The 23228-nt window shown below is 47.9% G+C and carries 20 protein-coding genes; 1 reads left to right on the forward strand and 19 read right to left on the reverse strand.

The window, feature by feature from the left end; translation table 11 throughout:
• Positions 1 to 160 precede the first annotated feature (160 nt).
• The 16 genes from phoU to BVJ53_RS09510 form a co-directional block, all read right to left on the reverse strand.
• Positions 161 to 838 carry a phosphate signaling complex protein PhoU gene (phoU, locus tag BVJ53_RS09435; RefSeq protein WP_129302193.1) on the reverse strand — a complete coding sequence of 226 codons (678 nt, stop codon included), beginning with the start codon at positions 836 to 838 and terminating at the stop codon, positions 161 to 163.
• A gap of 10 nt (positions 839 to 848) precedes the next feature.
• Positions 849 to 1613, reverse strand: a complete 765-nt coding sequence (gene pstB, locus BVJ53_RS09440) for a phosphate ABC transporter ATP-binding protein PstB (RefSeq protein WP_129302194.1) — start codon at positions 1611 to 1613, stop codon at positions 849 to 851.
• 9 nt (positions 1614 to 1622) lie between these two features.
• Positions 1623 to 2441, reverse strand: a complete 819-nt coding sequence (gene pstB / locus BVJ53_RS09445) for a phosphate ABC transporter ATP-binding protein PstB (RefSeq protein ID WP_129302195.1) — start codon at positions 2439 to 2441, stop codon at positions 1623 to 1625.
• 84 nt (positions 2442 to 2525) lie between these two features.
• Positions 2526 to 3410 (reverse strand): phosphate ABC transporter permease PstA, encoded by an 885-nt coding sequence (gene pstA / locus BVJ53_RS09450; RefSeq protein ID WP_129302196.1) that lies wholly within the window; start codon positions 3408 to 3410, stop codon positions 2526 to 2528.
• Positions 3407 to 4330: a phosphate ABC transporter permease subunit PstC gene (pstC, locus tag BVJ53_RS09455; protein WP_129302197.1), complete on the reverse strand. Its 924-nt coding sequence runs from the start codon at positions 4328 to 4330 to the stop codon at positions 3407 to 3409. The genes pstA and pstC overlap by 4 nt, the downstream gene beginning before the upstream one ends.
• 144 nt (positions 4331 to 4474) lie before the next feature.
• A complete protein-coding gene (locus BVJ53_RS09460) occupies positions 4475 to 5341 on the reverse strand; it encodes a phosphate ABC transporter substrate-binding protein PstS family protein (protein WP_129302198.1) in 867 nt (288 codons plus the stop codon).
• Positions 5342 to 5431: 90 nt separating this feature from the next.
• Positions 5432 to 7099 carry a two-component system histidine kinase PnpS gene (pnpS, locus tag BVJ53_RS09465; protein ID WP_129302199.1) on the reverse strand — a complete coding sequence of 556 codons (1668 nt, stop codon included), beginning with the start codon at positions 7097 to 7099 and terminating at the stop codon, positions 5432 to 5434.
• On the reverse strand, positions 7092 to 7799 hold the full coding sequence (locus BVJ53_RS09470; protein WP_129302200.1) for a response regulator transcription factor: 708 nt from the start codon (positions 7797 to 7799) through the stop codon (positions 7092 to 7094). The genes pnpS and BVJ53_RS09470 overlap by 8 nt, the downstream gene beginning before the upstream one ends.
• On the reverse strand, positions 7796 to 8905 hold the full coding sequence (locus BVJ53_RS09475) for a PDZ domain-containing protein (RefSeq protein WP_129302201.1): 1110 nt from the start codon (positions 8903 to 8905) through the stop codon (positions 7796 to 7798). Before BVJ53_RS09475 ends, BVJ53_RS09470 begins: the two co-directional genes overlap by 4 nt.
• Positions 8906 to 9434: 529 nt before the next feature.
• Positions 9435 to 10322 carry a permease-like cell division protein FtsX gene (gene ftsX, locus BVJ53_RS09480; protein ID WP_129302202.1) on the reverse strand — a complete coding sequence of 296 codons (888 nt, stop codon included), beginning with the start codon at positions 10320 to 10322 and terminating at the stop codon, positions 9435 to 9437.
• The gene (gene ftsE, locus BVJ53_RS09485; RefSeq protein WP_129302203.1) at positions 10312 to 10998 is read right to left on the reverse strand and encodes a cell division ATP-binding protein FtsE; all 687 of its coding nucleotides are present in this window, start codon (positions 10996 to 10998) and stop codon (positions 10312 to 10314) included. The genes ftsX and ftsE overlap by 11 nt, the downstream gene beginning before the upstream one ends.
• A 77-nt stretch (positions 10999 to 11075) precedes the next feature.
• Positions 11076 to 12192, reverse strand: a protein-coding gene (gene prfB, locus BVJ53_RS09490) for a peptide chain release factor 2 (RefSeq protein ID WP_129302204.1) whose coding sequence is annotated in 2 segments (ribosomal slippage) — positions 11076 to 12119 and positions 12121 to 12192 — 1116 coding nt in all. Because the reading frame shifts where the segments join, the coding sequence is not laid out codon by codon here.
• Positions 12193 to 12283: 91 nt separating this feature from the next.
• Positions 12284 to 14647 (reverse strand): preprotein translocase subunit SecA, encoded by a 2364-nt coding sequence (secA, locus tag BVJ53_RS09495; protein WP_129302205.1) that lies wholly within the window; start codon positions 14645 to 14647, stop codon positions 12284 to 12286.
• A 266-nt stretch (positions 14648 to 14913) separates the two neighbouring features.
• A complete protein-coding gene (hpf, locus tag BVJ53_RS09500; RefSeq protein ID WP_129302206.1) occupies positions 14914 to 15471 on the reverse strand; it encodes a ribosome hibernation-promoting factor, HPF/YfiA family in 558 nt (185 codons plus the stop codon).
• 124 nt (positions 15472 to 15595) lie between these two features.
• Complete coding sequence (locus BVJ53_RS09505) at positions 15596 to 16114, reverse strand: ComF family protein (protein WP_129302207.1); 519 nt, start codon at positions 16112 to 16114, stop codon at positions 15596 to 15598.
• A gap of 157 nt (positions 16115 to 16271) precedes the next feature.
• The gene (locus BVJ53_RS09510; RefSeq protein ID WP_129302208.1) at positions 16272 to 17534 is read right to left on the reverse strand and encodes a DEAD/DEAH box helicase; all 1263 of its coding nucleotides are present in this window, start codon (positions 17532 to 17534) and stop codon (positions 16272 to 16274) included.
• A gap of 27 nt (positions 17535 to 17561) precedes the next feature.
• Between BVJ53_RS09510 and BVJ53_RS09515 the strand changes: the two genes are divergently transcribed.
• The gene (locus BVJ53_RS09515) at positions 17562 to 18215 is read left to right on the forward strand and encodes a YigZ family protein (RefSeq protein ID WP_129302209.1); all 654 of its coding nucleotides are present in this window, start codon (positions 17562 to 17564) and stop codon (positions 18213 to 18215) included.
• A gap of 146 nt (positions 18216 to 18361) precedes the next feature.
• Here the strand turns inward: BVJ53_RS09515 and rny are convergent, their stop codons facing one another.
• From rny to BVJ53_RS09530, 3 genes are all read right to left on the reverse strand, one after another.
• The gene (gene rny / locus BVJ53_RS09520; RefSeq protein WP_010489446.1) at positions 18362 to 19933 is read right to left on the reverse strand and encodes a ribonuclease Y; all 1572 of its coding nucleotides are present in this window, start codon (positions 19931 to 19933) and stop codon (positions 18362 to 18364) included.
• Positions 19934 to 20399: 466 nt separating this feature from the next.
• On the reverse strand, positions 20400 to 21443 hold the full coding sequence (recA, locus tag BVJ53_RS09525) for a recombinase RecA (RefSeq protein WP_129302210.1): 1044 nt from the start codon (positions 21441 to 21443) through the stop codon (positions 20400 to 20402).
• Between the two features lie 49 nt (positions 21444 to 21492).
• On the reverse strand, positions 21493 to 22734 hold the full coding sequence (locus BVJ53_RS09530; RefSeq protein ID WP_129302211.1) for a competence/damage-inducible protein A: 1242 nt from the start codon (positions 22732 to 22734) through the stop codon (positions 21493 to 21495).
• Positions 22735 to 23228 lie beyond the last annotated feature (494 nt).

Below are 23228 nucleotides of genomic sequence, written 5' to 3' on the forward strand. Positions count from 1 at the left end.
ATCCCTCCAGGATTTGATTACATGATTAGTATGCACGGAATTTGACCACGGCGCATAGGTCCAAAGGTTGATTTTTAAACGGGTCGGAAGGCGGACAGCCGTTTACGAAAAGGGGCAAACAAGAATTCCAGTTTTCGGAATCCTGTTCGCCCTCGTTTAGTCAGAACTTATCCTCGATCGCATTGGAGTTAAGTTCAGTGATTTTCCCGGTCTTTAAGTAAACAATCCATTCACAGATGTTGGTGACATAATCGCCGATCCGTTCCAGATAAGAAGAGACCAGCATGTAGTCCATCGAACCAACCACGGTTTCCGGGTTTTCTTGCATCTGACGAATACATTCTTTATAAATTCGAGATGAGAAGTCGTTAATCCCGTGGTCTTCAAGCGCAATTTTTCGGGCGCGAACAGAGTCTTCCTTAACATAGGCATCCAAAACCTGCTCGACCATTTCTTTAACTGCTTCGGCCATGCCAGCAATTTCGGTTTCGATTTGTGGCACCCGAGTTTTGCCTTTGACACGAATTGTTGATTTGGCAATGGAAACCGCATGATCACCCATCCGTTCAAGATCAGAGCTAGCCTTCATCACTGTGACAATCACGCGCAGATCTGTTGTGACCGGTTGCTGCAAGGCAATCAGCTCAAAGCTGCGTTTTTCCAAATCGACTTCACGTTCATTGATGTGTTTATCTTCCTGGATCACTTCGCGGGCCAAACTCTTATCATGATTAATGAAGGCTTTCACGGACTTATAGATGGCCTCATTGACCATCATCCCCATTTCCGAAAAGCGTACATGAAGATCGTTCAATTCGTCAACAAAAAGTCGTCGCATACTACCCCTCCTATCCGAAGCGTCCAGTGATGTAATCTTCGGTTTCCTTTTCTTTTGGATTTAAAAACATTTGTTTCGTGTCAGCGAATTCGATCAAATTGCCAGTTAGGAAAAAGGCAGTTTTGTCCGAGATTCTGGAGGCTTGATGCATACTGTGCGTCACCAAAATGATGGTGTACTGATCACGCAACCCCAACAACATGTTCTCGATCTGCGTGCTGGATATCGGATCCAAGGCACTGGTCGGTTCATCCAACAAAATAACATCCGGTTTGACCGCCAACACCCTTGCAATGCAGACCCGCTGTTGCTGCCCGCCTGACAACGACAATGCACTGTCATGCAGATGATCTTTAACTTCATCCCAAATGGCAGCTTGCTTTAAGCTTGTTTCAACAGCCTCATCCAGCTCACGTTTGTCTTTCACACCAGCCAAACGTAACCCATAAATCACATTCTCATAAATTGAAAAAGGAAAAGGATTCGGTTGTTGAAACACCATTCCAACCTGCTTGCGTAACTGAACCACATCTTCACTTGGTGCGTAGATGTTTTGACCGCGCAGGCTGATCGTGCCGGTAATCGTAACGTCCGGGATCAGATCGTTCATCCGATTCAGCGTGCGTAAATAGGTCGACTTGCCGCAGCCTGAAGGTCCGATTAAAGCCGTGATTTCATGTTGATTGAAATCCAGATTTATCCCTTTTAACGCTTCAAATTTGCCGTAAAAAAGATGAACGTCTGAACTGGTAATGATTTTTTGTGCTTCAGCCATGGGACCCTCCTAGCCGAAATGTCCGGAAACATAATCGTTGGTTGCCTTGATCTTGGGACGCGTGAAGATCTTGCGAGTTTCATCGTATTCAAGTGCAGCTCCGCTATAGAAGAACGCGGTATAGTCGCTAATCCGAGCCGCTTGTTGCATGTTATGTGTAACGATGATAATCGTATACTTATCCTTCAATGCTAGCAAGGTATCCTCAACCGCTGAAGTCGAAATCGGATCTAACGCGCTAGCCGGTTCATCAAGCAACAGAATATCCGGTTTCATCGCAATGGCACGGGCGATACACAACCGTTGTGCCTGGCCACCTGACAGCGACATCCCACTTTGATTCAGATCGTCTTTAACCTGATCCCACAAGGCGGCTTGTTTCAAACTGGTTTCAACAATCTCATCCAGTTTCTTTTTATCCTTAAGACCGAAGCGGCGTAACGCAAAGGCAATATTGTCATAGATGGATTTGGCAAACGGATTGGGTCGTTGGAAAACCATCCCGATGTGTTTACGCATCTCATAGACATCAACAGCATCACTATTAATGTCAATGTTACGATACATAATTTTGCCGGTGACACGGGCACTCTCAATATTATCGTTCATTCGATTAAGCGAACGCAAGTAAGTCGACTTCCCGGATCCGCTCGAACCGATCAGTGCAGTAATTTTATACCGTTCAAAAGGCAGCGACACGCCGTGAATGGCCTCACTGTCCCCATAAAAGACGTGCACGTCCTTCGTTTCAATGGCAATCTCCTGCTTGTCCCGATCAAACGGGCGGATATACGTATCGTCTAATGAATACTTTTCAAGTTCTTGCATCTTGAACCTCCATGCCTTTTCATGACAAGCGCCATGACTATCTCCATCGCATCACCCGGGCAAATCACTACCCTGAACCACGCATTAAGCCGCGGTCATCTTTTTGAATAAACGATTACCAAAATAGCGCGCACTTAAATTGAAGATTAAAACAGCGATAACCAGCACCGCACTAGCACCAGCAGAAACAGCAACCGCATCCGGCTGAATCCCTTCAGAGTTGATTTTCCAGATGTGCACCGCCAGCGTCTCGGCTGGGCGGAACGGGTTCAACGGGCTGGCAATGTTTGCCGGATTCCAATTAGTAAAATCAAGCGCAGGCGCACTTTGCCCGGCCGTATAAATCAGCGCCGCAGCTTCACCAAACACACGGCCAGCACCAAGAATCATCCCCGTAATGATACCAGGTAAAGCTTCGGGAATCACGACATGTAAAACTGTTTCCCAACGCGATAACCCAAGTGCCAAGCCGGCTTCACGCTGCTCATCGCTAACTCCGCGCAATGAATCCTCAACATTGCGGGTCAACAGTGGCAAATTAAACACCGTCAACGCCAGAGCGCCGGATAAAATCGAAAACCCAAACTTGAACTGCAAAACAAAAATCAGGAAACCAAACAAGCCGACAACAACAGAAGGTAACGAACTCAGGATTTCAATGGACGTCCGGATCGCATCCGTCAACCAGTTTTTCTTTGCGTATTCACTCAAGTAAATGCCAGCACCCAACGAAATTGGGGTCGAAATCAACATGGCCAGCACTAACAAATAAAATGAATTGAACAACTGAACACCGATCCCACCGCCAGCCTCAAAACTCTGCGCCGGGCTCGTCAAAAAGTGCCAGGAAATATGGGGAACCCCTTGAAACAAAATATAGCCAAGCAGGCTTGCTAAAATAATAATGATGATGCCTGAGATAATGTAAAGCACCGTGGTTGCCACTTTATCTGCAATTTTCGGATTCATTTGTTCAGCTCCCCTTTCTTCCCGATCCAGCGAATCAACAGGTTAAAGGCCAAGGACATCAGCAGCAAGAGCAAGGCCAAGGACCACAAGGCATTGTTTTCCAGCGATCCCATAACGGTATTACCGATGCCGCTGGTTAAAACCGATGTCAACGTCGAAGCCGGAGATACCAGGTTCTTTGGCAACAAGGCCGCATTCCCAATGACCATCTGCACCGCCAAAGCTTCCCCAAACGCTCGTGCCATACCGAAAACGATCCCTGTCAAAATGCCCGGAATGGCTGCTCGCAAAACAACCCGATAAATCGTCTGCCAGCGAGTCGCACCCAACGCCAACGATGCTTCACGATAATGGCGCGGGACCGCTTTTAAAGCATCGACCGTCATGGAGGTCACAGTGGGTAAAATCATGACGAACAAAACAAACGTCCCGGCCAGAATGCCAAAGCCAGTGCCGCCAAAAATGTGGCGAATGAACGGCACGACAACGGACAATCCGATAAAGCCATAAACCACTGACGGAATGCCAACCAGCAGTTCGATGACCGGTTGCAGAATCTTTTGTCCCCACTTGCGGGAAATCTCAGTCATAAAAATGCCGGCGCCGACTGCAAAAGGCGTCGCGATAATCGCCGACAGGAACGTAACTCCGAACGAGCCGACAATCATCGGTAAAGCTCCGACTTCGGGATTCCCGTGAGCATCCTTCATTGAAGGGTTCCAAACACTCTTAGTCAGGAAAGACCAGAGATTGATTTTGTTTTGAAAAAATGTGGCAAGTCCCTTTGACGCAACAAAGAAAAAGATTGCCACGACCACGATTACAATCAAGCTGATACAAACTAGGCTAATCGTTTTACCACGCCGCTCTAACTTGGCTGAATGCGATTTTTTTAACATCGCTTCTCGAATTGGATCCATCATAACCCTCCTAAAATCTCATCACCGTGACCGTGCATGTCAACAAATGATTCCTTGGCGACGATCAGCGTTTTTGTTGTCGCGCGTCATCTTCACAGCGCACCCGACTGCAACAAAATCGTCAAAAAACCTGCTATTGTGCAGTTATTCCTTGCTAACACGGCCACTGGCGTCACGGACGACCTTCATCTGGGTCACCGGGATATAGCCCATTTTCTGCACCAGCTTTTTTTGAATCGGTGATGACATAATATAAGCCAAGAATCGCTTGGTTAGCCCTCGCGGCTGGCCTTTTGTGTACATGTGTTCATATGACCAGATTCGCCACCGGTTCGTTGTCACATTGGCATCGGTCGGCGCAACGCCATCTACCGAAAGACTCTGAACCGTTTTATTGATATATGAAAAGGCGACGTACGAAATGGCCCCGGGTGTACTGCCGACAATCTGGCGAACCATCCCGGTCGAATCCTGTTCTTGCGCGGCAATCGGTTGCTTGCCTTGAAGCACCCACTTTTCAAACGTTGCGCGGGTGCCAGAACCTTGTGCCCGGTTAACCAAGACAATCGGCACATTCTTGCCACCTAACTGTTTCCAATTGGTAATCTGACCTAAGAAGATCTGTTGCAACTGAGTCATCGTGACATTCTTGACCCCCACACTCGGGTTAACAATCGGCGCAATGCCAACAACTGCCACTTTATGGTCAACCAATGCTTTAGCGTTAATATCCGGTTTTTCTTCAGCAAAAAGATCCGAATTGCCAATATCGACAGCACCTTGCTGAATCTGACTTAATCCGGTTCCGCTCCCGCCGCCTTGAACGTTGATAAAGACGCCAAGGTGTTCCGTCTGATATTGTTCACCTGCTGCTTCAACCAATGGCTGCAGTGCACTTGATCCAACTGCGGTGATGGATTCACCCGACTGTTTGCTATTACTGCCGCTGCCGCATGCGCTTGCCATAAAAGCCAAAAGCATGATCGTAAACAGGGTCACAATTTTTTTCACAAGAAATCCTCCATTTCAAGCTCCAACCATCTTATCAGCTGTGTGTAAATGTTCATGCTGTTGAATGTAAAGTTTGTGTAAACATCGACGTTAAGCCGGACGATTATTTTGGCCGACCGGCAATGTCACGGTAAAGGTTGAACCCACTCCTACCTGACTATTGACAACAACCCGCCCATCCATACCTTTCACCAGTTCCGCCACAATGGCCAAACCTAAACCGGTTCCACCGTTGTGACGGCTGCGAGCCTTATCGACCCGGTAGAAGCGTTCGAAAATACGGGCCTGCTCTGCTTCCGGAATCCCGATTCCTGTGTCCGCCACCGCTAACAACAAATGATCGCTTACGACTTGCGCGGTAATCGTCACATGACCGGCCAGCCGATTGTAAAAGACGGCATTATTCAGGAGATTCCGCACGATTTGGGTCAGCTTGCGTTCATCAGTCACGACCTGCAAGTCCGGCGCAATTGCGACCTCAACCCGAATCTGTTTATCTTTAATTACCTTATCCAAATTGCGCAAAGCATCATCAACTAATTTCTTGAGCGCAACTGTCGCCTGCACCGTCCGATTCGTTTCGGGCCGGCTCAGTGTCAGAATATCATTGATTAACTGTGTGAGTCGCTTACTTTCATCGAAAATAATGCCTAAAAATTTATTTAGGGTCGCTGGATCATTTTTAGCCCCGTTCAACAGAGTTTCCGCAAATCCGGCAATCGCGGTGACTGGCGTCTTTAATTCGTGGCTGACATTGCCGACAAAATCCAACTGCATTTTTTCAACCTGACGCAGGTAAGTGACATCATACAAAATGACCAACACCTGCAAGCGGCTGATACCTTGGTTCAACGGAATAACAGAGGCATCCACTGATTTCTGCGTTGCTAAAACGGTTAGTTCCTGACGATGGGTCTTTTCATGGCGGAATGTGTGCTCAATCATCCGGGCGAGCGCGTAAGTTTTGACGTCATCGAGGTAACTGTGGCGCGGTTGGGGAATCTGATGCCCTAAAAGCTGCGACATGGCATGATTATGCAGAATTACATCTTTGTTGGTGTCAATCAACATGACGCCTAAAGGCAAATTGTCGATTAGGCGATCAAAGCTCGACTGGCGCACAGCCACTTTTTCGCGCAGATGTGCCTGTTCGACTGCAAGTGCATTAATTCGCTGTGCCACGGGTACAAATGCTGACTTCGGCGGTAAAATCACCGGATCGGGTTCTTTCTTTTCACGAATGCGATCCAGATTGTGACTCATGACCCGAATTGCTTCTTGATACTGATGCTCAGAGCGGAAAAGCCAGAGTAAGATCAGCGCAATTAAGGCCGCAAAGATCAGCGTCAAGATCCAAAACTGCTCGGGTGCCGTGGTCCATATGCTTGATTTATAGCGGCTAACAGCAACCCATTGATTATGATCCCGAAACAGATAGGCTTGTTCTGTCCGCCCATGAACATTGACTGATGTGACGAAAGCCTTGGCGCGGCGGCCACGCAACGCATCAGCCATTACTTTCTGTCTGGTGGTCTGAGGATTATCCGGAATGACTGTAATAAAAGAATCCTCTGATTCAGCCAGCGCCTGGCGATCAACGCCATCATGATTAGACGTCACGTAAGTTCTGGCCACTCGACGAAGATCACGCGCCTGCTGGTGAACAATTTGTTGATTCACCGTCGTCACAAGCACAAAAAAGCCTGCCAATGATAGCAGACTAATAACAAATGCACGGCGAAAAACCCGTTTATTCATGTGGTGCCTCCATTTGATAACCGAATCCCCGAACTGTCTTTAAATACTCGGGATGCTTTGGATCGCTTTCGATTTTATCTCGTAAATGACTGACCTGAATATCGACCATGCGGGTTTCAGCTGGATAATCAAATCCCCAGACACCATTGAGCAAAGCGTCACGAGACAGGGTCTTGCCAACTCGCTGGGCAAAATAAACCAGTAACTCAAATTCCTTAGGGGTCAGCTGTAGTCGGTGACCGGCCTTACTTGCTTTATAGTTTTCCGGATCGATGGTGATTTGGCCAACGGTAATCTGATTGTCGTTACCCGAGCGCGCCGTGGTTTGCGGCTGGCTCTGGCTACGCCGCTCGATGGCCTTGATACGCGCGATGATCTCCCGCGGTGAAAACGGCTTGGTGACATAGTCGTCGGCACCCAGTTCAAGTCCGACAATTTTGTCGGTTTCATTATCCTTCGCTGTCAGGATCATGATAGGAGTCTGGATCTTGTCTTCACGAATCTTGCGGGTAACATCAAGCCCGCTCAGGCTTGGTAGCATAAGATCGAGAATAATAAAATCAAACGGTTCGCTACGTACCTTGTCTAAGGCCTCTTGCCCATCTGTTGCTGTCTCCACCTGATAGTGTTCGGTTTCTAAGTTATATTGCAGCAACGTCAAGATGGCTGGCTCGTCATCAACAATCAAGATCTTCTTCATGCTGTCTCCTCCGGGAATAAAATCATACCAAGTTCATGCGGCGCACCTGCAAAAATAGCGGTTTCGGCAAGACGTAACTCACCATCTGCCTGTTGAAGCCGCAAACGACAATAAGTGGGTTCCTTTTGAATGGCATTGTACAATTCACGGGCGCTATTGACCGCTATGTGGTTACAGGAAAGCACACGATCTCCTGGTTGTAAATTCATTTGTGCTGCTGGGGTATCAGGAACAACCCCAATTAAAACAACTCCGCGATCAGTGCGCGTGACCGTCAGATACACCTTATGGCTTTGCCAAAGTAACCCGCTTCCAAGAATAACACTGACACATGCAGGCACGATGGCGCTCACAACTACAGGAAGGAAAAGTAGTCGTGCGACCAGGCTGTAGGCAACTAACGCGCCGCCAGCCCCAGCAAACCATGGCCAGCTGCGTTGCCAATGCATCTTCGCCCGATCATGCTGCGCCGTAAATGAGGCACCTAAGACCATAGGCAAGCCGACGATTGCAAATGTTTGAATGATCACAGTCAAAACCGGCAAACCAGCGACCTGAGCGGGATCCACTGGCACCAGCAACGGTACCCAGTAAAATTGCCGCAAACGAAACGCCACACTTTTTCGCTGACGCCGATCTGTCAAAATAACCGGCGATTCAAGTTGGTCGCCACGATTCAGCCGCGCCAACACCGCCTGGACAAGCCAAAGCAGTCCGATTAAAAGTGCCAAATTAGCTGCTAGCTGTCCGTCTGTATCAGAATACTCTGGTTGAATAAACGTGGCCAAACTTACAAGACCTAGCCACCATGGACTAAAAGACCATGCAGACAATATCAAACTGATCACGGTTAAGCCGCTTAAAACCAACAAGGCAGCTAAACTGACCTGAAGTCGTGCCAAGACCGAGATGGCGGATACCAAAATACCGATTAGGATACCTGCCCAAAAAAATCGGGGAATCTCAATATGTTTTGGGTGAATCGCCCGCAAGTACTGGTGGCGTTCACGGTTCGTGCGTTGAACCGCAAACAAAATCGTCAACCCTAAGGCTAGCCAAAAGGCCAAACCAACCGGGCTGATAAGTAAGGCAATGATCACTGCCATCGGTAACCCTCCAATATTCACTGTAAACAGTATAGCAGAAATCAACTGCTGCTCCTATAAGGTTTGAGCAATCGGGGATGCCAAGTGGTGTGGAGGCAGTATTGAAGTACACAAAGAGGCTGGGTCACAATTCACAGCTATAAGTAAAATGCGAACAACGCTTCCGTCATCGAAAGCGTCGTTCGCATTTTGTTTCTCAAGGGATAATTTGCAAGAAGTTTAAGATACTAGTGCCAAAGCGTAGCAATCGTAGGCCGGATGGGGCTCAGCCGTGGAAACTACACAGCGACCGGGCTTTGTCGCTGATGTTGTTAGGCGACTTTGAGACAGCGGGTTTCTGGCTCAAAGCGCCGTCACAGCGTTCCAGCACCATCGGCCGGAGATTGCGGAGTTTGGCACGGCAAGGAACTAATTAATCAAACTTCTGTATCGTTCGGAATTCAGTGATTAAAAGACATCCCACACGAATTATGGCTCAACCTCTTACTTGCCAATTAACTAATCCGACTTTTGCTTGGTGATTAATGCTCTAGAACTTAAGGAACCGACGCATTGAGATGACCGATCCGAGCGCACCAATGACGATCCCGATGCCAGCTAACATCAAATCTAGCCAGAATAGGAATGGCATATTGGCATAAAGTGAATAACCACTGGCGCCGTTAGCCATGCTGAAACTATGATAGACAACCGCATAGCCGACATCGACAACGATGATCGGCAAGATTGCCCCGAACAAGCCAGTCCATGCCCCTTCAAGTAAGAACGGCCACCGAATATAGGAATTGGTTGCGCCGACTAACCGCATGATTCTGATTTCGTCGGAACGCGATAGAATCGTGATGCGAATGGTGTTGTTGATCAAGAACACAGCGACAAATAGGAGCAGAATCGTGAAGCCAAGTCCCCACTTTTGAGCAAGATCGACAGAATTAAAAAGTTTCTTCGCCGTTCGGCCGCCGTAACTGGCATCAACGACATGATCAAGCTTTTGTGCCTCTTTAGACACGGTTATCGTTGCCTTGGGACTGGTGGTCTTAACCATATAGACGTCGCTTAACGGATTTTGGTCGCCGGAGAACATCCGCCATTGAGACCCGTAACCGCCGATAATCGTATCCAATTCCTGCTGACGTGAACGGTAAGTCACTTTATTGACATGATCAAGCTTCTTCAGCTTGTTCTTTAACTCATCCCGTTGCTTGACTGTTGTTTTTTTATCAATATAAACCCGTACCTGAACATCGTTTTCAACCTGTTGCGAAATATGGTGCAAGTTGAAGATTAATGCCATAAAAATGCCGACAAGTAACAAGGTCACCGTCACGGCACTGACAGCGGCAACTGACATCCAGCCGTTACGCCGCAAGCTGCGCAGGGAATCTTTGACATGACGGAAAAAGACTTTACTCTTCATTGCCGTATGTGCCTCCTTCTTCGTCACGAACTAAACGACCACCGGCAATTTCAAGCAGCCGATGTTGCCGTTCATTGACAATATCCTTGTTATGCGTCGCCATGATAACGGTCGTACTGTTGGCGTTGATGCGTTCAAGGATATCAACAATTTCATCGGAGGTTTGTGGATCTAAGTTACCGGTTGGTTCATCAGCAATTAGAACCTTTGGCTTGTTGACAATCGCACGGGCAACTGACACCCGCTGCTGCTCACCACCAGATAATTCATCAGGAAAACGACGCAACTTCTGCTCTAGCCCAACTAGCCCTAGCACCTCAAGCACTCTGTCTTTAATCTCGGCATCGGGTGCCTCAATAACCTGCATGGCATAAGCAACATTTTCGTAAACAGTCAATCGCGGCAAAAGTTTAAAGTCTTGAAAGACAATGCCGATATGACGGCGTAAAAACGGTACTTCTGCGGGTTTCATTGTCGAAAAGTCAAAGCTATCGATTTTAATGGTGCCGCTGGTTGGCATCAGTTCATGGTATAGCATTTTAACAAGTGTCGATTTTCCGGCACCACTAGGCCCGATGACGTAAACAAACTCACCGTCTTGGATCTCAAGGTTCACATCCTTGATAGCGGTGACGCCATTAGCGTATTGCTTCGTCACGTTTTCCATTTGAATCATGCATTTTGCTCCTTTTTCTAAGCTAGAGACAGTATAACAGGCGATTAAGTCAGCAAGGTTTCAGGCAGATTACAGTTTTAATCCGGATTTTTCTGCGAGAGTTCCCACTGTAAATAAGCATTGATAAAAGGATTGAGATCCCCATCCATGACAGCGTTACCGTTGCCGGTTTCATAATTAGTCCGATGATCCTTAACCATTGTATATGGATGGAAAACGTAAGACCGAATCTGTGAGCCAAACGCGACATCTTTTTGTTCGCCTTGAATTGCTTTGGCTTTGGCGCGTTTAGCTTCTTCTTCGCGCTGATACAACTTGGCTTTCAGCATGGCCATCGCGGTCGCTTTATTTTGGAATTGCGACCGTTGTGCCTGGCTTGAGGTGACTATCCCAGTTGGAATATGAATCAGCCGAACCGCGCTGGAAGTTTTGTTAATATGCTGACCGCCAGCACCGCTAGATCGGAACACTTCCATTTTGACATCTTCAGGACGAATGTCGACCTGAATCGAATTGTCGAGTTCGGGCATCACATCGACAGAGGCAAAACTGGTATGACGACGGCCGGCGGAATCAAATGGCGAAATCCGCACCAGGCGATGCACGCCTTTTTCGCTTTTCAGCAAACCATAGGCATTCTCACCGTTGATCAGCAGCGTCACGCTTTTGATACCGGCCTCGTCCCCCGGCTGATAATCGGCCACTTCCACTTTAAAACCATTTTGGTCGGCCCACCGTTGATACATGCGCATCAACATGGAACCCCAGTCTTGCGATTCCGTACCGCCAGCTCCGGGATGAATTTCCAAAATGGCATTGTTGTGATCGTACGGGCCGTTCAAAAGGAGCTGCATTTCGTAATGATCGAGCTTGTCTTGAAGATCCTTAATCTTGGTTTCTTCTTCATGCTGCAGATCCGGATCAGGTTCATCCTGCAAAAGCTCAAGGCCAGCTTCAAGATCCTCTAACTCGTTTTCAAGCGCATAAAAGCGATCATGCTTTTCCTTCAACGCATTGTTGGCATCAATCACTTTTTGTGCAGCTTCAGAGTCATCCCAAAAGCCCGGTTCGGCCATCTTGCCTTCGTTCTCAGTAATTCGTTCGTTCAACGCATCGAGGTCAAAGTGACCCCCTAAATTGATTTATTTTGGTTCGCATGGCGGCCAAGGTATTGCGCATAACATTAAGTTCCATTTGTTTCATTTCCTCCATAATTTCGTCCTTATCCTCAAAACACCCCAGTACTGCAGTATCAAAAATGCAGTGCCGGGGCGCCTGTTCATTGTTAACGGCGGATATTTTGCCGGATTTCGGCTTTCATGAACAGCCGGGTTACGTCATCGTCAATTGAGGCAATCATTTCTTCAAACATCCGATAGCCTTCTTCTTGATATTCAACAAGCGGGTTCATTTGACCATAACCACGCAAGCCAATGGACTGACGTAGCTGATCCATAGCATCGATATGATCGGTCCAAGCCGAGTCGACCACCCGCAAAATAACAACCTTCTCAAACTCAAGCATCTGGGCGTCATCACCAAGTTGCTTGTTCTTTTGCTTGAAGTTATTTTCGGCCAGATCTGCCAACAAACCGATCAGCTCGTCCTGTGACTTGCCATCCAGTTCGCTGCGCTTGAATTTCTCCGGATCAACCATGTTCGCGGTAATCCACGCATACAACGCATCCAGATTCCAGCCTTTTTGCTCGCCTTGCGTGTGGGTCTGAACAATCCGGGTAATTGTACGATTGATCATCGCCATCAAGACTGGCTTCAGTGTTTCGTTTTCATCAATGATCTGCTGCCGCTGTTTGTAGATAACCTCACGCTGTTCGCGCATCACATCATCGTATTGCAGAGTGTTCTTGCGGGTATCGTAGTTATTCCCTTCAACCCGCTTCTGGGCCGACTCAACTTGCCGGGAAATCATGCGGCTTTGGATGACCTGATCATCGTCAGCCACTTTGAAACGATCCAGCATGGCTTTGATACGTTCGGAACCAAAACGTTTCATCAAATCATCTTCAAGACTCAAATAAAATTGAGTGGAACCCGGATCACCTTGTCGACCAGAGCGACCACGCAACTGGTTATCGATCCGGCGGCTTTCGTGGCGCTCGGTACCGATGACAGCAAGCCCGCCTAATTTGGTCACGCCAGGTCCTAATTTAATATCGGTACCACGTCCGGCCATGTTGGTCGCAATCGTAACCGCGCCCCGCTGGCCAGCATTCATGATGATTTCCGCTTCCTTAAAATGGTTTTTCGCATTCAAAACAGTGTGCGGAATTTTGGCTTCATCAAGCTGCTTACTTAACCGTTCGCTCGATTCAATCGCAACTGTCCCGACCAGAATCGGTTGACCCTTCTTGTGGCGTTCTTTAATATCTTCAACGACGGCATTGAACTTAGCATCCAGTGTCGGGTAAAGGACATCAGGCGAATCAACTCGAATGACCGGTTTATTGGTCGGTACCGAAATGACTTCCATATTATAAATTTCGCGGAATTCCTCTTGCTCGGTTTTCGCCGTCCCGGTCATCCCAGCCAGTTTGTTATACATCCGGAAGAAGTTCTGATAAGTGATGTTGGCCATCGTCTTATTTTCATCCTGAATCTGAACGCCTTCTTTGGCTTCAATTGCTTGATGCAGGCCATCAGAATAACGTCGGCCTTCCATTGCCCGACCGGTAAACTGATCGACAATCAAGACTTCACCGTTTGAAACCATGTAATCGATATCCTTAAGCATAATATAATTGGCACGCAAGGCTTGATCGATATGATGGGTCAATGCGGTATTTTCCGTGTCATACAGATTGTCCAAGCCAAAATTCTTTTCAGCTTTACGGATGCCGCTTTCTGTCAGGGAAATGGTCTTTGTCGGCCAGTCGATCTTGTAATCGGTATCGGCTTTCAGCGTCTTCACAAACCGATCAGCCCGAATATAGAGACCCGTTGACTTCTCGGCACCACCAGAAATGATCAACGGCGTCCGCGCCTCATCGATCAAGATGGAATCCACCTCGTCGACAATCGCAAAGTTTAATGGTCGTTGAACCATTTGCTCCTTGTAGACAACCATGTTATCTCGCAAGTAGTCAAATCCAAGTTCACTGTTGGTCGAATAGGTAATGTCACAATTGTAAGCTTCGCGCTTTTCATCACTGTTCTTGGAGTTGAGGTTCAACCCGACACTTAGGCCAAGCCAGTTATACAACTCGCCCATTTCCGTGGCATCACGGGTGGATAGATACTCATTGACGGTAACAACATGCACACCTTTGCCAGTCAAGGCGTTCAAATAAACAGGCATGGTGGCGGTCAAAGTCTTACCTTCACCGGTTTTCATCTCCGCGATATTGCCTTCGTGTAACACGATGCCACCGATAATCTGAACCCGAAACGGGAATAGTCCCAAAACCCGCTTGGCACCTTCACGAGCAGTTGCAAAGGCTTCTGGTAAAATATCGTCCAGTGTTTCGCCTGCTGCAAGCCGATCTTTAAATTTCTTGGTATTTGCTTTTAATTGTTCATCAGATAATGCTGCATATTCATCTTCATAGCGCTGAACCTGATCAGCGATTTTGCCGAGGCGACCGATCTCTCGCTTATCGCTTTCGACCCATTTTCTAAGAATATTGGCCATAAATGGATTCCTCTCTGTCGAAACCTCGTGAATCTAACACACTTTAATCATTCTAACATTAATACATTGTAACATCTTAACATTTTCACGGGGGGATTGAAAATACCATGATGACATTTCCGGTTATTTAACTCAATTATGATGCACAGAAAATGCATGGCATTCGACTTAATGCCTTCCAATTACAGCAAATGGTTGCCGCGCTCAACAAACAAAAACAAGACTGCCAGCACCAGCAGCCTTGTTTTTGCTTAAAGGGTATTTATTTATTCGTTGGTTTCGATCAGGCCGTAACGTCCATCACGACGCTTGTAAACAATGCTCGTACCATTTGTATCAGCATCTTCGAAGATGAAGAAGTTATGGCCCAGCATATCCATTTGTAAAATGGCTTCCTGCGAATCCATTGGCTTTAATGAAACCCGCTTTGTTCGTACCACCGTCAGATTATCATCGTCTTCGGCTGGTTTTGGTTCAGCTGATGCACTGGTATCAACATCAATTTGGCCAAAGCCTTTTTCACGGGATTTACGATTGATCTTCGTCTTGAACTTACGAACCTGCCGCTCCAGCTTATCAGTTACAAGATCAATGCTGGCGTATAAATCAGGACTGGTTTCTTCCGCACGCAGGGTCAAAAACGAGAGCGGGATTGTCACTTCGACTTTTGCGGTCTTATCCGGATAAACCTTCAAATTGACGTGCGCCGTCGCAGTGACTGAACCTCCGAAGAACTTGTTCAGTTTGCTAATTCGCTTCTCCACGTAATTTCTGATGGCTTCGGTGACTTCGATGTTTTCGCCACGAACATTGTATGTGAGCATAAAACTTCTCCCCTTTCCTGCGTGTAACCAAATGCTTACACGCTGATTGGCTGGGATAAAACCCTTCCAATCTTCAATTTCATTATACCCGAATGTTGCAGTCAGACACAACAAAAGCCGCGATTCAGCGAATTAATGTAAACGAATCGATTGTTCCCTTAAAACCGGCCGCCACCAATGCATCACGCGCATGGTATAAGGTTCGTCCGGTGGTATACAAATCATCGAGCAACGTGATTTGCCGAGCCCGATTCAACATCTGTTCTGACGCCAGAACGTGAAAACTTTGCGGGGTCTTAAGACGTTCCTGCCGGGTTTTTTGGGCTTGTGGCCGCTCAGTGGCGGTTTTGCGCAACCACGACCGCAACCGTAAACAGCCAAACAAGCCGATAATCGGATCAAACCCCCGCAGTTCGAAGTGCTTCGGTTCGCTTGGAATCGGCACGAGCGCGGCGGCATGTCGTAAACGCGCCGCAATTAGGTCCTGAAACGCGACGTGCAGCCGGTAGTCGCCAAGCCCCTTATATTGGTAAATCCACGCTTTCATGCTTGCATCATACGCGAATAACGCCCGATTATGTAAAAGTCGGCCTTGGTGTTCCCACTTGCGGCAATCCGAACACAGTTGCTCGGTTGGTTGCATCCGCCCGCATCCAACACAGGTCGCCCCGGTAATCAGGCAAAACCGACTTAAACAACTGTGGCACAATCTCGGCGCCAACAGCGGTCCATGAGCAAACAAAGTCGTCAGTTGCAAACTGCGGTCTGTAGGCCGATCACATCCGATACAGCGCATACTATCACCTTCCGTTCATCATCACGATCTGGCGTTTAGCAGCTAAGAGCGCCAGCGTGTACCGATCCGTAAAAAACACGACCGGGTCATCAGGGCTATCTGCTGCTCGTCCGGCTCGCCCCGCAATCTGAATTAAAGCCGCGGCCGAAAATTCTCGATCCGCGGCCGAAATGACCCCCACCGCACACTGGGTAACTGTCACCCCTCTTTCCAAAATAGTGGTCGTGACTAGGACATCAATCTGCCGCTGCCGAAATGCCATGACTTTTTCTGCCCGTTGCGGATCGGTACTGGCTACTCCAGCAGTTTTTAGGCCCAGTTGACGTAGCACGTCGGCAATCTGTTCTGACCAACTGATTTTTGGTACGAATAACAAACAAACCCGCTTTGTTGCAAGCACTTGGCGAATCCACGTGATCATGGCAGCCGGAAGTTGGTGCGGCACTTTTTGCAAATTCATCAGACGAATAATTGGCACAGGTAAGGGATGTCCATGGAAACGGCGAAACAGCCGACTGACGCCCAGGCCGCGATGTAACGCTCTTTTCAAGACACGATCCGGCGTTGCGGTTAAATACGCCACCGACCCGCGGCGTGCCTGCTGGACGGCCTGATGCAACATTGGCGTGCCGTTCATGGGAAACGCATCAACTTCATCGACAACAATCAGATCAAACGCCTGATAAAATCGCAACAGCTGATGCACCGTGGCTAACAGCAAGTCGCTATCCGTCTGATCAAAATGCCCGCCATAACGCACGGTGATCGGTGTCGTTCCAAATGCTGCGCGAAATCGTGGTGCCAGCTCTCGGATAACATCAATTCGCGGTGAGACGATGGCAACGCGTTGTTGTTGCTGAATCAGCCGAGCTATGGTTGGAAATAGCATCTCGGTCTTCCCTGCGCCGGTGACTGCCCAGATGAGATGATCGCGGCCAGCCGTTACACTCGCCATTAGCGCATCAGAAGCCGCTTGCTGGTCAGGTGTGAGCGTCCCATGCCAAGTCAGTCGACCGTCTCCAACCGGCTGATGTGGTTGGTCGAATCGATAAAGGTTATCCTGATCAGTCAATCGTCCTAGTGTCACACATTCCGGACAATAGAAGCGGCCATCCGGCAATGCCACGGGAAACTGGCTGCGGCACCGTTGACAGCGCCAATGGCCTTTAACCTTAACCAATGCCGGTACCACGGTGGCCTGTGCTATATTAGAGACAGCCAACCGCGCCAGCTCAGGTTGGGTGAGTTGTGCTCCAGCAAGATCCATTTTTATCACCTCAAAAGGAGATTACGCATGACCAAGCCATATCTCACCATTAAAGAATCCGGAAATTACACTCGGATCATTAAAAAATCGCGCTTCATGACCCATTTAGCCCGCATCCAAAGTGAAGATGAAGCCAAGACCATCATTGATCAAATCAGCCATGACAACGCTAAAGCTAATCACAATGTCTATGCGTATGTTCTCGGCGATGAAAGTCAGATTCAGCGGGCGAGCGACAACGGCGAGCCTTCAGGAACAGCCGGAAACCCTACTCTTGAAGGTTTACTGAACCACGAACTACGCGATGTGGTGGCAGTCACAACTCGGTATTTTGGTGGCATCAAGCTTGGTGCCGGCGGTTTGATTCGCGCCTATGCCGGTAACGTCAACAACGCCATTGAAACCATCGGCATTGTCACACGCATCAAGCAAAAAGCCGTCACATTTCGGATTCCTTACGCCGATCTTGAACCGTTGCAACATTTTTTGATTACCCACCATCTGGCCATTGCCAAAATTGATTACGGCGTGAAGGTCACCATGACGCTGTACTTGGATGAAGACCAACTAAATGCCTCATTAACGTTGATCAATGATTTTCTGAACGGCCAGTTTTCCCCGACAATCGGCCAGAGTGAGTATCGCGAGGCGCCGTATCCATTTGCCAAAAAGCGGGAATGACTGTTGCGACCGGGTTAAGATTTAACAAACGGTCAGCAAGCCAGCGATCATTCGGGTACAAAAAGATCCGCAAGACAAAACTCATCTTGCGGATCTTTTTGATGCGACACTCGACATCCAAACGCTAACGTTGGTTCCCCGCGTGTCTATTTAGCATATTCAACGGTTCGGGTTTCACGAATCACGGTAACTTTGATGTGACCCGGATACTCTAATTCTTTTTCGATTTCATTGCGAATGTCCCGTGCCAAAATCACACTCTGATCATCAGAGAGCTTCTCCGGTTGAACAATCACGCGTACTTCGCGACCAGCCTGAATCGCAAAACTGTGATCAACACCAGCATGACTGTTGGCAATGGCTTCCAGTTTTTCTAAGCGATGCAGGTAGTTTTCAAGTGATTCCGACCGCGCGCCTGGACGAGCGGCGGAAATAGCATCAGCGGCGGCGACCAGCACCGAAATAACGCTGGTCGGCTCAACGTCACCATGATGGGATGCAATGGCGTTAATAACCGTCTTTGGTTCCTTGTACTTTGTTGCCAACTCAACCCCGATTTCAACGTGGGATCCGTCTACCTCGTGATCAAGTGCCTTACCAATATCATGTAATAACCCCGCACGTTTTGCTAAGGTAACATCTTCTCCTAATTCAGCAGCCATGACACCGGCCAGCTTTGCAACCTGAATTGAGTGATCCAGGACATTCTGGCCGTAACTTGTCCGAAAATGCAGCCGACCCAAAATCTTAATCAGATCAGGATGCATATTATGAATGCCCACGTCAAAAATGGCTTGTTCACCAATTTCACGAATACGGTCATCCATTTCTTTGCGTGCTTTATCAACCATTTCTTCAATGCGTGCCGGATGAATCCGACCATCTTGAATGAGCTTCTCCAAAGCGATCCGAGCGATTTCCCGCCGAATCGGATCAAAGCCGCTCAAAACAACGGCTTGTGGGGTATCGTCAATAATCAAATCAATACCCGTCAAAGTCTCAAGCGTCCGAATATTGCGACCTTCACGACCGATAATCCGGCCTTTCATGTCGTCATTAGGCAAGTTCACCACGGTCACCGTTGTTTCGGCAACGATATCCGAAGCACTGCGTTGGATAGCATCCGCAATCAGTACCTTGGCTTTCTTATCCGCAGCTTCCTTAGCTTCATCTTCACTTTCTTTAATCATAACCGCGCGTTCATGCGTCAATTCTGATTGCGTTTCGTCAAGAATCTGAGTCCGCGCCTGTTCATGCGTTAACTCGGCAATACGTTCAAGCTCCGTCTGTTGCTTACTGATTTCTGAAGAGATATCTTGTTCACGTTCATCTAACTGTTGCTGCCGCTTGTTCAAATTTGCTTCTCGGTCAGCAAGACTCTGCTCCTTACGATCAAGCGTGTCATCACGCCGATCCAGAGTATCTTCCCGCTGATTCAGTCGATGTTCCGACTTCTGGACTTCCGCCCGCCGATCTTTCAATTCATCTTCAAGTTGGGTTCGATAGCGATGATTCTCATCTTTTGCTTCTAGCAGTTTCTCTTTTTTTAAAGTCGCTGCTTCTTTTTTAGCGGCCTCAATTATGCCTTCTGCTGTCTGCGTCGCTCGATCCAAACTGTTCTGGTGGAGCTTCTTTTGAAGTGCAAATCCGATCAATAAACCGACCGCTAAAGCGATGACTGCTGCGAGGGTTATTGAGACCAGTGTTACTGAACTCATCATTTCACCTCCGCATCATCTAAGCGATTCAATCATTTCGTTGATCAAAATCTTTGATGCTTTTTAAATTATTACACCTCTATCAGTTTACGTGCTGGCAATGAAGGTGTCAACTGACCGTTCATCGGTGTATGTGTCAGACTAATTTCAAACAAAAGCACGCACCCCCCAACTATAATCCTGAGCATAAGTGACCTCGGCCATAAATCTGAAGTCTCTCAGTCTCTGAGTGTCTCTCCAAACGCGCAGATGCCAATTCAATCTATTCTCCGTCCCCAACAACTCAAATTTTTGTCCACTACACTCAAGATTTTTACAAGCATACTCCAGCGCCAACAAACATTTTTCAGCTCCTACTTACTCCTCTAAAACCAAACAGACACTAAACCCCAAATTCGCCGACTAGTGTCTATATAACTTGGATTTCACTATTCAACTTCCGAATCATTTAGCAAGTCGCCACTATCTAGGAAGCTCGCACTGATACATCCGGATCTTCCACTTCAATCACTTGGTTTAACGGCATTCCGTAAGCTTCACGCACTTGTGCCTCAATCTTTTTATGCATTTCCTCATGATTTTCAAGGTAAGTCTTGGCATGCTCGCGTCCTTGACCGATTCGCTCACCTTGGTAGGCGTACCACGATCCGGACTTTTCAATGATCTCTTTTTCAACCGCCATATCGACGAGTTCACCGCTTTGTGAAATGCCACGACCATACATAATGTCCACAATCGCCACTTTGAAAGGCGGCGCCACCTTGTTTTTGACAACCTTGATTTTAGTGCGATTACCGATAATTTCCGCACCGTTTTTAATTTGTTCAGAGCGGCGGATTTCCAGCCGTACTGTTGCATAAAACTTTAAGGCCCGACCGCCCGGCGTTATTTCCGGGTTACCAAAAACGATGCCGACTTTCTCACGAATCTGGTTAATAAAGATTGCAATGGTTTTCGTCTTACTGATGTTGCCAGACAGTTTCCGCAATGCTTGTGACATCATTCGTGCCTGTAAGCCAACGTGTGCATCACCCATGTCACCGTCAATCTCGGCTTGCGGGACTAGCGCGGCCACCGAATCAATTACCAGAATATCAATCGCTCCTGAGGCGACCAATTCGTCAGCAATCTCCAGTCCTTGTTCACCAGTGTCTGGTTGGGACAGCAACAGGTCATCAATGTTGACTCCTAGCGCGGTCGCATACTTAGGATCCATGGCATTTTCCGCATCAATATAAGCCGCTGTTCCGCCATGCTGTTGCACCATTGCCACCGCATGCAGGGCAACAGTGGTTTTCCCGGAACTTTCGGGACCATACATCTCGACAATCCGCCCACGTGGCAGGCCACCAACGCCAAGTGCTTCATCAATCGCAAGTGAGCCACTGGAAATGGCCGAAACACGTGTATCAGCCTTGTCGCACATTTTCATGATGGCCCCTTTACCAAAATTCTTTTCGATCTTCTTTAATGCTGTCGCCAACGCTTCCTGTCGTTCTTTTTCTGCCACTTCCTGCCGCCCCCTCGTCATTCAAACGCCTACCGAACCAACTTAAAAATCAATCACGCAAACTTCTTAGTGCCATCATCATACCTGTCATCACGGCCCGTTTACGAACATCATTACGACCACCGGGAAAATGATAAACCTGTGCGATCGGTGCTTGTCCAAGTCGCGCCAATCCTATCCAAACGGTCCCGGCTGGTTGCCCTTCCAACGTGTCCGGACCGGCAACTCCGGTAAAACTGACTGCAATATCGGCTGCTGCTCGCTGACGAGCATGTTCGGCCATTGCCTTTGCGGTAAATTCACTAACCACCCCATGAGCGGCTAACTCACGTGCATCAATGTTCAAAAACGCTGCTTTCGTGGCTAGTGAATACGTCACAAAACCGCCTTTGAAATAACTCGAGACCCCGGGAACATCCCCCAAAGCCGCCTGAAATTCACCGGCAGTCAAGCTCTCTGCCGCTGTTATTTGCTTATCGGTCGCCGCTAATGCCTTCACCAGCTCTTTGACCAAACTGTTATCATCGCCATAACCATAAAAATAACGACCTTCACGATCCATAATGGTTCCGATCACAGGCTCCAGTTTTGCGTCAGCGTCTGTTTGGGTCTTACCGCTTGCCGTCACCCGAATGGTCACCTCATGATCTTTGATGTAGGTGGCAAGTGTCGGATTCGTCTGTTTGGCAATTAAGTCGCCGAGATCCGTCACCAATTGTGATTCACCGATGCCAAAGAAACGCATCACGCGACTGACCAAAACTTCGTGATGCCCACTGTACTTAGCCAAATGCGGTAACAACTCGTGATCAACCATGGGAACAAATTCCTTAGGCGGCCCAGGCAGTAACACATAAGCATGCTGCTTTTGCTTGATCCAAGCACCAACAGCCAACCCCACTCGATTGACCAACACATCAGCACCTTGCGGATACATTGCCTGTAGTTTGTTATTTGGCGTCATCGGTCGTTGCTGTTGCTTGACACGTGCTGTCAATTTTGCCATCGCATCGGCATCTTCAACCAGTGGTAAATTTAAATGTGACGCCAACGTTTGTTTTGTCAAGTCATCCGGCGTTGGTCCCAAACCGCCAATCAAAATCACGATGTCACTGCGTTTTTCGGCTAAGCTGATCGCATCCGCCAAGCGCTGCGCATTGTCACCGACAACTTGTTGATGATAGCTAGCAATTCCAAGAGCGGCCAATTGTTTAGCCATATAGGCGCCATTAGTATTGGTAATCTGACCCATCAGAATTTCAGTTCCGACGGCAATAATCTCTGCTTGCATATCTTTCCCACCTAACAATAAAGTTCGACTTTAATTCCTTTTTCCCTTTTTCAAATCAAAATTTTCTGGATAAAGGCCATTGCAACCCACACATTACATATTAAAACGCTGTTTGCCTACAATCTATTTTACTACCTGTGATTGCACAAAACAGCCTTTGCCAACAAGACGGGTGCGGTCCCCTAACTACCGGCTTACATAGCCCACACTGATGCAGAAATCTGCGTACTAAAAAACCCAGATCACCTGACCTGGGTTTCTAACAAACTTATTCGGGTCTACACTTTCTGGTGTTGAGAAATAATCAACACTGAACGTGTAGGCCCTTTTTGGATAACGCAAAAAGACACCTACTCAGTGTCCATGCTATGCTTGTTAGCGTCGAAACCAAAAGCAAGCGAGGTTATGAGTAAATGTCCCAATACGATCCTACACTGTCCGTCCTTGGAATACCAGACCATAATATCAAAGTTGCCTTTGTTCGTCATGAATAT

The sequence above is a fragment of the Lacticaseibacillus chiayiensis genome, from assembly GCF_004123795.1.
GTDB classification, from domain to species: domain Bacteria; phylum Bacillota; class Bacilli; order Lactobacillales; family Lactobacillaceae; genus Lacticaseibacillus; species Lacticaseibacillus chiayiensis.